General features: G+C 47.3%; 11 protein-coding genes and 1 pseudogene. 3 read left to right on the forward strand and 9 right to left on the reverse strand.

Going from position 1 to position 14,878, the window contains the following annotated elements:
• Positions 1 to 62 precede the first annotated feature (62 nt).
• Together STRDD12_RS04645 and STRDD12_RS04650 are read right to left on the reverse strand one after the other, a co-directional pair.
• A complete protein-coding gene (locus STRDD12_RS04645; RefSeq protein ID WP_066915610.1) occupies positions 63 to 989 on the reverse strand; it encodes a DUF4268 domain-containing protein in 927 nt (308 codons plus the stop codon).
• Between the two features lie 4 nt (positions 990 to 993).
• Positions 994 to 1,209: a helix-turn-helix domain-containing protein gene (locus STRDD12_RS04650; RefSeq protein ID WP_066915611.1), complete on the reverse strand. Its 216-nt coding sequence runs from the start codon at positions 1,207 to 1,209 to the stop codon at positions 994 to 996.
• A 131-nt stretch (positions 1,210 to 1,340) separates the two neighbouring features.
• Here STRDD12_RS04650 and STRDD12_RS08080 point away from each other — a divergent pair.
• Positions 1,341 to 1,457 (forward strand): annotated as a pseudogene (locus STRDD12_RS08080) (iron chelate uptake ABC transporter family permease subunit); the annotation flags it as partial.
• An 83-nt stretch (positions 1,458 to 1,540) separates the two neighbouring features.
• Here STRDD12_RS08080 and STRDD12_RS04655 read toward each other — a convergent pair.
• The 7 genes from STRDD12_RS04655 to STRDD12_RS04680 all read right to left on the reverse strand — a co-directional run bounded on the left by STRDD12_RS04655 (position 1,541) and on the right by STRDD12_RS04680 (position 12,203).
• Positions 1,541 to 2,188 (reverse strand): DUF4230 domain-containing protein, encoded by a 648-nt coding sequence (locus tag STRDD12_RS04655; protein WP_082753064.1) that lies wholly within the window; start codon positions 2,186 to 2,188, stop codon positions 1,541 to 1,543.
• Between the two features lie 32 nt (positions 2,189 to 2,220).
• Complete coding sequence (locus STRDD12_RS08500) at positions 2,221 to 2,343, reverse strand: hypothetical protein (protein ID WP_269450039.1); 123 nt, start codon at positions 2,341 to 2,343, stop codon at positions 2,221 to 2,223.
• Between the two features lie 433 nt (positions 2,344 to 2,776).
• Entirely contained in the window at positions 2,777 to 3,919 is a 1,143-nt protein-coding gene (locus STRDD12_RS04660) for an acetylornithine transaminase (protein ID WP_066915613.1), read from the reverse strand.
• 3 nt (positions 3,920 to 3,922) lie between these two features.
• Positions 3,923 to 4,660, reverse strand: a complete 738-nt coding sequence (gene argB, locus STRDD12_RS04665; protein ID WP_066915624.1) for an acetylglutamate kinase — start codon at positions 4,658 to 4,660, stop codon at positions 3,923 to 3,925.
• Positions 4,661 to 4,676: 16 nt separating this feature from the next.
• Entirely contained in the window at positions 4,677 to 5,870 is a 1,194-nt protein-coding gene (gene argJ / locus STRDD12_RS08220; protein WP_066915625.1) for a bifunctional glutamate N-acetyltransferase/amino-acid acetyltransferase ArgJ, read from the reverse strand.
• Positions 5,871 to 5,897: 27 nt separating this feature from the next.
• The gene (gene argC / locus STRDD12_RS08225; RefSeq protein ID WP_066915626.1) at positions 5,898 to 6,920 is read right to left on the reverse strand and encodes an N-acetyl-gamma-glutamyl-phosphate reductase; all 1,023 of its coding nucleotides are present in this window, start codon (positions 6,918 to 6,920) and stop codon (positions 5,898 to 5,900) included.
• 225 nt (positions 6,921 to 7,145) lie between these two features.
• The gene (locus STRDD12_RS04680) at positions 7,146 to 12,203 is read right to left on the reverse strand and encodes a mucin-binding protein (protein ID WP_066915628.1); all 5,058 of its coding nucleotides are present in this window, start codon (positions 12,201 to 12,203) and stop codon (positions 7,146 to 7,148) included.
• Positions 12,204 to 12,638: 435 nt separating this feature from the next.
• Here STRDD12_RS04680 and STRDD12_RS04685 point away from each other — a divergent pair, with 435 nt between their 5' ends.
• Both STRDD12_RS04685 and glgD read left to right on the forward strand, forming a co-directional pair.
• Positions 12,639 to 13,751, forward strand: coding sequence for a glucose-1-phosphate adenylyltransferase (locus STRDD12_RS04685; RefSeq protein WP_197456663.1), 1,113 nt, complete (start codon positions 12,639 to 12,641; stop codon positions 13,749 to 13,751).
• A gap of 9 nt (positions 13,752 to 13,760) precedes the next feature.
• The gene (glgD, locus tag STRDD12_RS04690) at positions 13,761 to 14,876 is read left to right on the forward strand and encodes a glucose-1-phosphate adenylyltransferase subunit GlgD (RefSeq protein WP_066915632.1); all 1,116 of its coding nucleotides are present in this window, start codon (positions 13,761 to 13,763) and stop codon (positions 14,874 to 14,876) included.
• The last annotated feature ends 2 nt before the right edge of the window (positions 14,877 to 14,878 follow it).

The raw sequence follows: 14,878 nt of genomic DNA on the forward strand, positions 1-14,878 counted from the left end.
AATACCTTTATTTTCAGAACTATTATTCTGCATTCGCGCTGCATTAGATTGCCCCCCTGTCACTATATGAATTTTTTGAAAGCCTTCTTCATTTTGAGCATGACCTCGATTATCCAGTCAAACTGTGCATTCCATTGGTTTTTATCAGCAAAGGTTACGCCCTTCTCGATAACGATGCGACTTGCCTTGCGTTCCAGCAGTTCTCGCCAGTCGAAGGTCAAACCGGCATCTGATTCGATGGCATCCTTATTATCAAAGAGGGAGTGGAACAAATCTTTATCCTCACGGATATACAGTTCCACATCCAGTTCGTTCCGTTTTTGAATTTGTGATACGGCGATGTGGCAGGCAGAAGAACCCACGCTGAAGTTCATCCAATGATCCATAGACGGCTTTCGGCGATTGAAGTTCTTTGCAAACTGTGCGTTCTGGAAAGCGTATTCCTGGAACGCCACCCAATAGTCATATCTCTGCTGCTGAGTTTTACTTGCGGACTCGCTCTTTTTTACTTCCTTAGTCCAGTCATTCGGCTTTTCAATGACCTCGAACTTCACGGCAGGTTCAGAAGTGCCGATTCGGTATAATTTTATTTCGCAAAGAAAGAATCCGATTTTCTCATCGGTATGGTTGTTCAGCCATTCGATAGCGGCCTTATGTTCCTCACGAGCGTGTTTCACTACCCAAACGATAACATCCGCCGACTTGCCGGACGCATAAGTTATCAGCTTACCGAGGTGGTCATGGTTGGTATCCTCCAGCTGATTCTCGATGATGATTTTTCTGTCCGTCCCCGTCTCGGACGCAAAGATATCAACATTAAAATCGCCCACGGATGATTCCGTTTCATCCACGGTAACATCAAGACCTATCGCATCGGCGAGGAGAGAGATGTTATCGTCTTGCGAAAGCCACGGAGTGAAGTCCAGGGCTTCATGTGGCCACACGGTACGCAAATCTTTTATTTCTTTCAATCTGCTCAAATTCACCATCGTCTTAATCCTCCTCTCGCTTTAGATAGGTCAACTCAACATCGTAACCCAGCTTTTCCATCAGCTGCAGAAAAGTTTTATTGACGATTCTTTCGTTATTCCTTATGAGTCGACTGATATACGGTGCCGAAGTGCCAATTTCTTCTGACAGTTTTGCCTGAGTAACATCATCCTCTATACATTTCACTTTCACATCGACTTCCACCATATTCTTCAGCATTCCGACTCTCCTCTGCTGTGGTAACATCTATTGCGCTTACACTACAATTTATTGTATCGTAGAATTTTGATTTTTTCTATCCTTTAACGAAAAAAGGGCGCCCGCTCACCCCCACACACTTCATTTTCAGTCTAGCGGATAGCCTTGACAGACTTTTTCTGGTTGGTACCAATATCCCAACTGGCCTTGTCATCGCTATTATCGGCGCCCCTTACTTCCTCTGGCTGATGTCACAAAGCAATACCTAAAGCTTTCATGGCCCAATAAAATAAAAAGAGAGTCCTCTCGATAACCCCTTAAAGGTATCCGGTTATCGCGTGACTCTCTTTTTTTAATTGCGGTTAGTGAAAACGAGCTGTGCCTTACTGTCAAATCCTTTAGCTAAAAGGGTGTAGTAGTCTTTAGCCGATTGCGTGATTTGTTCCTTATAGGCTTCCAGGTACTTGGCCTGTTCTTTGTCTGACAGGGCATCCGTGACAGCCTTACCTGTGTCGATATTTTCTGTTGAGTAACTCAAAAACTCACCAGAAGCACTGTAGAGCTCATAAGGGCTATTTTCATCCAGTTGGAAACCAATCACTTGATACTTAGGAATGGTGACCTGATACTTGTGTTGGCCAACTTGTTTGACAGAAACCTTTTCTTTGATACCAAACTTAGCCGTGTAGTTTAAGATGATAATGGCTTTTTTAGAAGACATCGGTACCGTCACGTTGGTTCCAGGGATTTTTGAATTCTTTTCAATCTTATCCACACGCTGAATCCCAACATTTAAAAAGACAACTTCACTAGCGCTTTCCAATTTTTTTGTGACTAGCGTGCTCTGACGCGTGCCATTGGCGGCTTGTTGACCAAATCTAAAGCCTTTAGTATAGGCGTAGAAATAACCACCTACCAGCCCTAAAAAGACAATCAGCAAAACAAGAAGAGACACCCTGGTATTTTTTAACCAAGAAAAAGTTTTTTTAATCGCAAACATGCATTCAGTTCCTTTCAAATAAGTATTACGAGTTATTTAATCAAAAATGTCGCAGCAGTCCCTACAACCGCAATGACAATCGCCACAAAGGGGTTTAAAAATAAAAATACCGCCGTTAAAACAAGAGCTACATTGGGAATAATAAATCTATGCATCTCAAGCCTTCCTTTCAGTTTCTTTTAAGTTTTAATACCGCCTTTTACTATATTAAATTTCCGAAAAAAAAAAAACGTCATAAATTGACTTCTTTCTGGCATTTTCTGCTGTTTTTCTTCCTCATATTGATAACCTTCCAAAAAGGCCGAGAAAATTTTCTCAGCCTTAGACCCTAGAAAACTGTTTATTGCTAGATGCTACAGAACTCTGCCACTAAAAAAATTTTTCCGTTAAGTCGAGCAAGAACCAAGACTTCCCGTCGTGAGAAAAACGCTTGAAACAGTAGTGTTTCAAACGTTTTGTCATTTTGAGAGCTTAAGCCAAAAGTTAAGCTAGGCAATCCGTCAGGAGGCGCTATTGTCCGCCCTCGCCTAAGGGTAGCCTTAAAAAGATTTCATCTTCAATCTCAGGCTGAGATGACTTCTCGGGACCTTAATCAATGGCTTCAAAAATGCTTTTTAAAATGCTGACTCCTTGATCGATTTCCTGAGTTGTCAGGGTTAAGGGTGGCAAGAGACGGATAACATCAGAACCAGCTGTCAAAACAATCAGGCCTTGCTCACGCGCCTGACTGACAATGGCTTGTAGGGAGGCTTTTGTTTGAATACCAATCATAGCCCCAAGCCCACGAATCTCAACCACCGAAGAAAGGTCGCCCAATTGCTCCTGCAATTGACCCATGAGGTAGCTGGCTTTTTCTTGGACCTGGGTCAAAAAGCCTGGTGCCTGCAGCAGGTTTAGCGTCGCCTGAGCTGCCTTCATAGCCAGTTTATTGCCCCCAAAAGTTGACCCATGACTGCCATAATCTAGAGCCCAGCCCAGTTCCTGCTTACCTAGCATGGCCCCAACCGGTACCCCATTAGCCAAACCTTTAGCCAAGGTGAAAATATCTGGGCTAATGCCATAGTGTTCAAAGGCATAGAGATGTCCTGTTCTTCCCATCCCTGTCTGCACTTCATCCACAATCAGCAAAATCCCTTGGCTTTGACAATAATCTGCCAGCGCCGAGACGAAAGCCGCATCCGCCGGAACCACGCCCGACTCCCCTTGTACCAGTTCTAACATCACAGCCGCCGTCTGGTCGGTTACCAAGGCCTTGACACTCTCCAAGTCATTATAGGTCGCATAGTGAAAATGAGGAACCCCAGCACCGAAACCTTGCTTAATCTTGTCTTGGCCAGTCGCTGACATGGCCCCAAAGGTCCGCCCGTGAAAGGACTGGTTAAAACTGATAATGTCTTCTTTGCCGCTAGCCTTACGGGCCAGTTTGATGGCTGCTTCGTTGGCTTCCGCCCCACTATTACAGAAAAAAGCTAAATAGTCTGGATGGGTCAGGGTCAACTGCTCCGCGACCGCTTCTTGCAAACTGTTTTGGTAGAGATTGGGTGTGTGCCAGATAGCCGCCACTTGTTCTTCTAGAGCTGTAACGACCTGTGGATGAAAACCTAGACCGGTAACCCCAATACCAGTTGAAAAGTCCAGATAGACCTTTCCTTGGCTATCAATGAGCGTATTGCCCTCAGCTTTGACAAACTCGATAGCCGCCCGATTATAGTTTTGAAATAGATGACTCATGTTTTACCCTTTCTGAATAATGGTGCCTCCGGTCAATTGGTCGCTAATACGCACCTGACCTACACCAGCCGCCGCTGTCTGGCAGGCGCTCTCTAGTTTAGGAATCATGCCCCCTGTAATTTGCCCACTCGTTTTCAAGTGGTCAAGGTCTTGAGAGGTCAATTTTGCGACAACTTGACCGTCAAGCAGTACACCTGGCACGTCCGTCATGAGGATTAACTCCTCTGCTTGTAGGGCCACAGCAACCGCTGTTGCTAGGTAGTCGGCATTGATATTGAGCAATTGGCCGTTGGCACTGTAGCCTAATGACGCTAATAAGGGGATATTGCCCAAATCCAACAGATGGTCCAGCCATGCGCGTTCAATCTTATCGACTTTTCCCACATACCCGTAGCGCTCTTGGTCGAGAAAACTTGCTGCAACAACCTGCTCCAAATCACTGCCTAGTTGAATCACGGGCAAACCTGCCTGGCGCAAGGTCTTTTTGATACTAACACCGACCTTATCAAGAAGGGCTGATTCTATCAAGGGCAGTTGCTCTTTTTCTGTGACGCGTTGCCCATCGACTTTTTTGCTGTTAACCCCCGCCTGTTGGAGCGCTTCTGTAATGGCAAAACCACCCCCGTGGACGAGAACAAGCTGTTTATTGGCCGCATGCCAAGCCTGCACTTGCTCCAAGAAGGCTGGCGTCAGTTGCTGACTAGCTCTCCCACCGATTTTAATAACAATGACTTCTGCCATGCTTAGCTCCTTTCGCTTAGGTCCGATAGAGGGAATTGATTTTCACATAATCATAGGAGAGGTCACAGCCCCAGGCCTTACCAGAAGCCTTTCCGGCATGCAAATCAACCTTGATTGTCAACTGCCCTTCTTGCAAAATATCATGCATTTCTTCATCGTCAAATGAGACGGGACTTGAAGCCAGCATAACCGGCAAGCCACCCAGGGAAATGTCGATATTGTCCACCGGCACATCCACTCCGGCATAGCCGACGGCTGCCAAAATCCGCCCCCAGTTGGGGTCTTCCCCGAAAGCCGCCGTCTTGACCAAACTAGAACCAACAACACTCTTTGCCATCATCCGCGCATCCAAGGCATTGGGCGCCCCAGTTACTTCTACAGCAATCAGCTTGGTCGCTCCTTCGCCATCTTGGGCGATTTTTTTAGCCAAATCTTCCATGACACAAGCCAGCATGGCTTTAAAGCTATCATACTCGGGCGTGCCAAGTTCGATAGGCTGGTTGAGGGTGCAACCATTAGCCAAAACCAAGACCATATCATTGGTAGAGGTATCCCCATCCACCGTGATTTGATTGAAGGTCGTCTCCACCAGCTCAGATAGGGCTGTTTGGAGAACCTCACTACTGATGACAGCATCGCAGGTGATAAAGGCCAGCATGGTTGCCATATTAGGATGAATCATGCCTGACCCCTTAGCCACGCCTGACATGGTGACGGTATCCTTGCCAAAAGTCTCTTGGACAGTGATAGTCTTAGTCATGGTATCAGTGGTTAAAATGGCTTTGGCAAAATCCTCGCTATTGCCATTGACGACAAGTTTTTCCAAACCTGACTTCAGCGTATCCATGGGCATCAGGTCCCCAATGACACCGGTGGAGGCAACGCCTACCAAATCAGGGTCAATTTGCAATTTCTCCGCTGTCCAAGCCTGCATGGTTTGGGCATCTTCCATCCCTTGAATACCCGTACAAGAGTTAGCCACTCCCGAATTGACCACAATAGCTTGCATCTGCCCAGTCTTTTGAACCGACTGCCGCGTCAAAACCAGTGGTGCTGCAATAACTTTGTTGGTCGTGTAAACCCCAGCCACACTGGCAGGTTTTTCCGATACAATCCAACCAAAATCCAATTTTTTCTTTTTAAAGCCAGCATGTAAGCCATCCGCTGAAAAACCTAGCGGGCTAGCAATAGTTCCATCTATAATTTTCATATTATCTCTTTTCTTATTTTCTCGTTTTTAAAGGTAGGTCGGTGTTTTGACAAAGCCCATGTCTTCAGGAAGGCCAAACATGAGATTGAAATTCTGCATGGCTTGACCAGCTGCCCCCTTGATGAGATTGTCAATAACTGAAATAACCGTCAGCACATTAGTAGCCGAGTTGTAGGCAAAGCCAATATCACAAAAATTGGAGCCAATCACATTATGCAATTCTGGCAAATCCGTCTGCAAACGCACAAAGGGCTTGTCCTGATAGCAAGTCTGATAGAGGGCAAAGATTTCCTCTTCAGACAAGGGCTCTTTTAAAGGCGCATAGACCGTCGCCATAATCCCACGGTTGATTGGTAGGAGGGAGGTTGAAAATTGCAAGCTATCAAGGCTCTTATCGTAGCGCGCCAACAACTGAACAATTTCTGGAATGTGTTGGTGGCGATTGAGCTTATAGGTCACATAATTATCATGGACATTAACAAAATGACTGGTTTCTGTGAGGGCCTTGCCAGCCCCTGTCAGACCACTCTTGGCATCAACGATAATGTGTTGGTTGTCTATGACACCAGCCTTGACCAGTGGTAACAAGGCTAACTCCGTCGCTGTCGCATAGCAGCCAGGATTGGCAATAAAGCGACTTCCTTTGGGGATGCCGACCTCTGACAGCCCATAGACAAATTGATCAATAATGTTTTGCTCGGCAGGTGGTTTAGGATACCATTTGGCATAGGTGGTTGCTGGCAAGCGGTGGTCCCCAGAAAGGTCTATCACAGGGAAGTTGGCTGCCACAAAGGGAGCACTCAACCTGCTGGCTACACCCGATGGCGTTGCCAAGAAAACCAGGTCCGCCTCAGCCATAATCACCTCAGGGTCAACTGCTGTAATAGGCAAGTCACAGACACCGGATAGGTAAGGGTAAATCGTTGATAAAGCTTTTCCGACATCGCGCGTCGCATGAATGGATACCAATTCTGCTTGAGGATGCTGAGAGAGCAACTTGACTAATTCTAAACCGCTGTAGCCTGTGACGCCGACAATCGAAACTTTCATGTTTTATCTCCTTTTGAATAATTATACGAATTATTATACTCTTTATTTGATTCCTGTCAAGGTTTTTTCAAAGTTTTTATAAAAATCCAGAAATTTTCCAGCTTTTTTCCTCTAAGTAGACCGCTTTATTAGCTATTCCAGTATAAAAATCATTTTCCATTGCCCATACAAAAAAGCCCAGAACTTTCGTTCTAGACTTTTACTGGAAGTGACTAGTCGATGACCTTAGTCTACTTCTTTCTTTTTTCCTGGGCTTGCCCCTAACAGGCCTAAGCCCATCAGACCGATCCCTAGCAAGGCGGCCCCTGTGGTTTGACTGTCGCCTGTGCGTGGCAGAACAACTGCTCTAGTCGCATAGGTCGTTTGCCCTTGGTTGCGACGTGTCCAGTAGGTAGTCCATTCACCGCCTGTCATCCGCATCCGGCGTCCTTGACGACTCGCATAGTATTCTGTCCAAGAAATCGTTGACCCTTCTTCCCAGTAAATGGTTCGAGACGTTTCGCGGGTATAAACGACTGGTGTATCCACTAACGGGTCACCTGGGAGCAGGCTAGCTACCGTCGCTGTAAAACCGTCAACTTCAGGCGTTTGGGTTTCTAAAACCTTAGTCGCATCCTCAGGGTCATTGGTGTAAAAGGGCCTGTCGGCTCCTGGAATAGCTTCTCCCCAACGGCGTACAGGGATAATGCGTCCCAAGGCTTGATAGCGAACAACTTGCGTCTGGTCAGCCAAAGTCACTGCAGTCTCTGGAACCGCTGCGACATCGGCTAGGTAACCGATAACCACAGGCGTTTTCACTGCTTGGAACTGCGCTTTGTCGCTAGCCCAATCGCCATAGGTCACTTGGCCTGTTACCTGGTCTGTCCTTGTCGAACGTGTCCAGGTAGCCGTTTGAACATGGTCAGCCAAGAGGCTTTGGCCATCCTTATCCAGGTAACGCACCGTTGAGTTGACTTCCTTGCTTTCGCTTCCGTCTACAAAGCCATGGTTGAAGCTGATAAGATAAACCTGATCCTGACCATCTTCATGATCAAAGACAAGGCCTGCTTCAGGGAAGTTGCTAGTCAAGAGGCGATACCCTTTTCCTTCAAAGGCAGCGATAGTCTTAGCTGGGTCATAGTCAGATGGCTGATCCGAAAGCCCTGTTAGGCTAACGGTTTCTAAAACCTGCTTGGTCTCTGCATCGATAAAGTCAACTCTTGCCTGCTGTTTATTGGCTGAGTAGCTAATATCGACCACCACATCCGCTTGGTCAGCTGTCACCGTTTGGGCCGATACAGTTGCAGGCGTTGGGGTGTAACCTGGTCGCTCTGGCGTTTGATAATCCGCCCAGATATCCGTCGACCAAGGGCCATAGGTCACCTCATTGGTGACATTATCGCTTTGCTTACGACGGCTGATCTCAGCGCTTTGACGGGTCGTATAGACCTGACCATCCAGGTCATGCAAGCGAATATCTCTCACAATCTGGCGCTTGTCTTGACTGGTTACATAGGTATGCAAGAGGTAGACCACGAAAGCTTGTTGTTGCTCAGTGTTCCAATCATAGCTTGCAGGAAGCATTTGCCCATCCTTACTATCCCCTCTTGTTGGATCGATGACATAACCAGAAGCTAAGGCGCCCTTCAATACCGCATTTGCCTGAGCAAAGTCAATGGCCTCACCAGACTTTCCTTCAAAAAGCAGGTTTGACATCATGCGTCCTTCGGTCGCATCGTAGATAGTCACCAAGGCTTGTTGGATGTCTTTGACATAACGATAAGTAACCGTGACATCCTTTGTCGGTGCAATGCCTGTCGCGTTAGATGGTGCGCTTTCGAGATGGTAGCTAGCTGGGATGCTTGCTGCTGAAAGACCACTCGTTGCGTAGGGTTGGCCTGAAGCCAAGACAAGCGTGCTCGCCTCTTGCAAATCTGTATAACGTCCAGCTGTTTCCTCTTTTTGCCATTTTGTTATCACCCCGACATAGCGTTGGATAGCGACTTTATTGACCTGACTAGCCTGATAGGTGTTGCCGCCATGGTCTCCCGTAAAGTAGGTCACCACATCAACATCCACCTGACCTTGGCCATCTGCCATCCCTGTCACGACATAAGGCAAGTAGGCCACCGCTGTCGCCCCTGGTCGCATGAGGTTTGATTTCAGAAGGACAGACCGCACTTGACTCCAGTCCGTCACCTGGTCGGCCAAGACATAGGCAGACAGGTCTGCTTCGGTCAAAGCCTGCTGAGGGCTTGCTAACGGCGTCATGGCATAGTAGAGGGTGCCATTGGCCAAGTCACCAGAAAGAGAAACCTCTCCAGGTCCCGTCAAACGCAAATCCGCCTTATCCCCAGCTGCTTGACTCGGAAGATTGATGACATTATAAGAATAATTGGATGAAGACTTGTCGGTCAGAAGGGTCACCAAACGAATGGTACCGCTGGTATCTGCAACCTCGTGGCCTTGAGAATAATTGTTAGTGGCGACATTTTCAGTCGGCTTACCACTAGACCAAGCCCCGCTATAGCGCTCTTCGTCCGATGATTTCACCGCGTTGAGTTGCCCATAAGCTGATGGGTAAGTAAACTGGTAATGAGCCTCTTGAAAATCAGGATACCAGCCTGTCCCAGACAAGATGACCGCATAAGAGCTACCGTCTTTTAAGGTTAGTGTCTCTTTATCATAAAAGGCATTGTCTGCATAAAGCCCCAGCTGGTCAATGGCCATAATAAGGGATTGGGCGCTGTTATCATGATAATTTCCGTAACGATAGGTGTAGGTTGCTGGCAGTTGGTCTCGGTCAGCCACCAATTGCACAGGCCTTTGATAAGAGGTCTTGCTCTTGAGGTAGATAGGGTGCTGATAAGATGGTGTTTCAGCCAAGTCAATACGGAACATCCGTTCACCTGAAAGACCGACACGCCCTAAATCTGTGATACTTCCTTGTTCATAAAGGGTTTCATCCTTGTATAGGGCCAAATCGTCTACGGACACGACATCAAAGCCTCGTGGCACAGTCACCAGATAACTCGTCGCTGTTGTTGTGGCACCAGAAACCGAATTACGGAAATTGTAAGTGATTTGCGCACGGTTACCCCCTTCATCTGAAGTTGGTTGGTAGCTGGTATTTTTAAAGTCCTCTACCACCCCTGTAAACTGCACCCGCGTTTGGACAGGTTCAGCAATGGTCAACTGCAACACATCCGATTGGTTAGCTGACTGGTCTGAGCTCACACTGTAACTATAGAGGGCCTTATCGCCGGCTTTTTTACTGCTAGCGGCAGCTAAGAGCGCATTTTTAGAAAAAGTCACTTGCACTTTGGAGCCCGCTTGGATGACCCGATAATGGAGGCTCAGCCCACCGATGTTGGAGCCGTCACGTGCAACCCCTTGTGCAATTTGTTCTTCTGTGATAGCAACTACAGTCGCATTTTGATTGCTGCGATGGCGCACAGCTGTCGCCAGGGTGACGCGACGTCCATCCGTCAGCGTCGCAACGATGTCACCAGGTTCATTTTCAGAAGTGGTCACAATCCCCAAGGCAAAGGTGCCCGACTGATCCACTAGAACACTACCAGGTTCTAGCGTTAGTTGAATGGCTACATTGGTCTGCGCCTGATTTCCCTCGTTAAAGACCATCAAACCACGAGACTGCCCATAATCTAAGGCTTTATCATCGGACTGATGCGGGCCATCCACCTGACCGTGGTCGAGGTAAACATAATCAGATGCATTGGTGAAACTTGCTGTCAGATTTGCTTGCGCTTCTCGCGTGACGGGTATGGCAACCACTAAATCGCTCGCGGTTGTCAAGTCTGCAGCCAGCGACCGTTCGCCTTGCGCATTGGTCGAATAGTAAGCCACTTTAGCCGAGAAATGATTATCTTGGGCCGACAAACTTTCTTGATAAGTCCCCCAAAAAATCAGACTGCCCTTGTCAAGGAGGGCTTTATCTGTCTGGAAGGTCATGGTAATAGGATGACCTGCACCACCAGCTTGGCTGACAGTCACACCTGAACCATCTGCCAAAAGATGAAAGGCTTCCGCACTGTCTCCGATGGTTTGGCTATCTCTGACCAGACCAAAGCCTGCCTGTTCACTCGTGTCCAAAACAAAACCTTTGGGCACGGCAATGGTCACCTGCCCTGCAAACTGGTCCCCGTCACGGCTGCCGTCATTGGCCAATTGTATGCCAAAAGCGTACTTTTGCCCAGTCATCATGTTGCCGTTAGCGTATTGATTGCTATCGTTCAAGAGACTGACTGCTCCCATACTAGCGGCTTGACCGATGGTATAGGTCACCTGCCCAACCGACTGGCCGTTTTGGCTGACTGTTAGCGCATAATTATCTCCGGTCTTCAAGAAAGACCAATCAGACACTGCAGGGGTCAGATTCAGCGTGAAAGACAAACTAGCCGTTGTATTGACCCGATAAGTGTAGGTTGTCAGGTAATGCCCCTTGCTGGTCACATAACCAGCTTCTGCTGCCTGTGTGCTGGTCGTGACGGTATAGAGTGTCCCTGTGGCATCTCGGTCAGTAGAGGCCGTAAAAATACTTGGGACAGTAACCGTGATGGTGTCACCGAGTTGTGTCGGTAGGGAAATGGCAACCTGGCGTTGTTGGTTGTCCCCGTGATTGAGCGTCACACGGTCTGATTTTTCAGCCTCATCCCAGATGGCTACAGAGCTTTCGGAACTTGCTAAAGAACGCTTGCTGCGATTGACTGCTTGCGTGGTAGGGCTCGCTACGCTATTGTCTCGCGTATCCGTTTTAGCAGTCTCTTGGGACAAGCTGGCGGGCAAAGCAGGTGCTGGCGCTGACTTATCTTCTGCCTGGACTGGACTTGAAATAGTCGCCTGAGCCTGACTAGTTGCTGAAAGCCCTTGACTACTACTAGTCAAGCTTGTTGCTTTTTCAGCTGAATTAGCCGTGCTGGTAACAGCCTGCTGGCTCGTTTGCGCTGAGGTTGAGGTCTCAGCAGAAGCCGTGCTAGCCGTATCAGGGGCCGTTTCTTGCTGCGATGAATCAGAGGTCCCTGCTGTTTGATCCACTTGTGCTTCCTGGGTCGTCGCTTCCTCTCTTGTCGTTTCTGGCGTAATATCCGTCTCTTGAGAAGTCTCTACAGGCGTAGCGCTAGCGCTCGTGTCTCCTTCAGGTAGACTAGTCGTGACACTATCAGCGGACACTTGTCCTCCCATAAAGGTCAAGCCCACCAAAACCGAGGCTACCCCCACAGCCGTCTTGGCCTTTCGCAAGGAAAACCGCTGTTTATTATCATGCTTTAAGATCTTATCTGTCATTCCTATCTCACTCCACTGTGATTTCTAAGAATACTATTATTCCAATTGTCATTCTACCCAAAGCCGTTTAAGTTTTCAATAAGTGTCATTATCTTATCATCAAGTGTTAGAAACTTGTAAAAGAGCTGTCGCAGAACTTGCAAGCGCATGACAAAAATATGACAATTTTCCGCTGGAAAAAGACTGTTTCCCCTCTCAAATCCACAGCCATCATTTCTTCTAGCATCGAACCTTTTATAGAAGCTTGCGTCTGTTTTCTTGAAAAAAGGCCTATTTTTCTAAAATCCTGGAAAATTCGGGAAAACCGAACAATTCTTTTGAAAAAAGTCACATCTTTAATCAGATAGCGCTTTCAATGTGAACGACTTTATGCTATACTAAGGATGGTAAATTCATTCATTATTAAAGGAGGACAATCATTTGGCACGTAATAAAATGGTAGCAATGATTCTAGCTGGAGGGCGTGGCACACGGCTGAAAAGCCTGACCAAGAAAATCGCCAAACCTGCTGTAGCCTACGGAGGAAAGTACCGTATTATCGACTTTCCGCTCAGTAACTGCGCTAACTCAGGCATCGACACGGTCGGTGTTTTGACCCAGTACGAATCCGTCTTGCTCAACTCATACGTTTCGCAATCCCAACGTTGGGGGCTCGACGTGCAAGGATCCGGTATCTTTGTACTTCCTCCTCGTGAAAAAATCGAAGGTTTTGGCCTCTATAAGGGAACAGCCGACGCCATCACACAAAACATCGACTTTTTGGACCTCAATGAGCCCGAATACGTGCTCATCCTTTCAGGTGACCACATTTACAAGATGAACTATGATCGGCTGTTAGAAACCCACGAAAAAAATAAGGCTGATGCTACGATTGCCGTCATCGAAGTTCCGATGAAAGAAGCGTCACGCTTTGGGATTATGAACACCGATGAAAAACTACGCATCGAAGAGTTCGAAGAAAAACCTGAAAACCCTAAGAGCAACCTGGCTTCCATGGGGATTTACATCTTTACTTGGAAAACCCTCAAAAAATACCTGATCGAAGACGAGAAAAATGAAGAATCTTCCCATGACTTTGGCCATGATATCATTCCAAAATACCTCGAAGACGGTCTTCGCCTACAAGCCCATCCTTTCAAAGGTTACTGGAAGGATGTGGGTACGGTCAACAGCCTGTGGGAGGCCAATATGGACTTGGTAGACCCTACCAACGAACTCAATTTGTTTGACCCGAGCTGGCGTGTCTACTCTGATGATTCTGGTGCCCCTGCTCAAGTCATCGGTGAAAATGCCTTTGTTCGTAGTGTCTATGTCGACAAGGGAGCCGTCATTGAGGGCCATGCTGAACACACGGTCGTGTCTACCAATGCCAAGATTGCAGAAGGCGCTAAAGTTACCAATACCGTACTGCTACCAGGAGCGAATATTGCAGCTGGTGCCAAGATTGACTATGCCATTGTGGCCGAAGATGTCCACATCGGTGAAGACGTTATCCTTTCTGGTAGCGAGGACGACATCTTGCTCATTGATAAAAACACAACATTATAGGAGGTTTTCATGCTAAGAAATACACTAGGGATCGTCAATATCGAAGGTACAAATGTTGATTTTGACAGCGTCATGGCCCATCGCGGCATCCAAGCCTTCTCTTTTTTAGGGCGCTACCGCTTGATTGACTTCGTCTTGTCCAATATGTCTAATTCTGGCATCACAGAATTTCAAGTTTACATGCCAGAAAAAAGCCGTTCCACCATCCAACACGTGGGGACTGGAAAAAGCTACAACATCAACAGTAAACGTGGAAGTTTCCGCCTCCTCAACCGTGAAAGTGATGTTTCCCCTATCTACAATCACGATGTCGGGGCCTTTACGGATAACCTCCGCTATATCGAGTCCTCCACAAAAGAGTATGTCTTGATTGCGCCGAGCTACTTCATCTACAGCCAAGATTTCACAGAACTGGCTGAAGCGCATCAGGAAACAGGTGCCGACATCACCGTCCTCTACAAAAACATTACAAACGCCAAAGACAGTTATATCGGTTGTAACACGATTAAGTTGGATGACAACCGTCGCATCACAGCCTTTGAAGAAAACCACGGGAAATACAAAAACCGTCCGATTTCACTCGAAGCTTACTTTATGAAACGAGAACTCTTCGTGCAGTTGATTAAACGGGCTAACCAAGTGTCTTCCCTTTACTGGTTCAAGGATATCTTGCGTGACGTCGTTGACGAATACAAGATTTATGGCTATGTGCATCGGGACTATGTCGCTTGCATCAACAATGTAAAAGCCTTCTTTGAAACACAGTTGGAGCTCATTGACGCTAGCAAACGTCGCCTCCTCTTCAAGAACAACTGGCCAATCTACACCCGAAGCAACGATTCTTCACCAACCCTTTACGGCGCCTCTGCCGAGGTGACACGAAGCTTGATTTCTAACGGTAGCAATATTGATGGACAGGTCGAAAACTGCGTGATTGACCGTGATGTCACTATCGAAGAAGGGGTTGTGGTCAAAAACTGTATCATCTTGGGTGGCGTGACAGTCAAACGCGGTGCCAATATTGAAAACACTATTATTGACAAGCATGCCTTCATCAAGCACCCTATTGATATTCAAGGGCAACCAGACAAACCGGAATACATCAAGGCTAGCGAAATCATCTAGGA

The sequence above is a fragment of the Streptococcus sp. DD12 genome, assembly GCF_001578885.1.
Lineage (GTDB): Bacteria > Bacillota > Bacilli > Lactobacillales > Streptococcaceae > Streptococcus.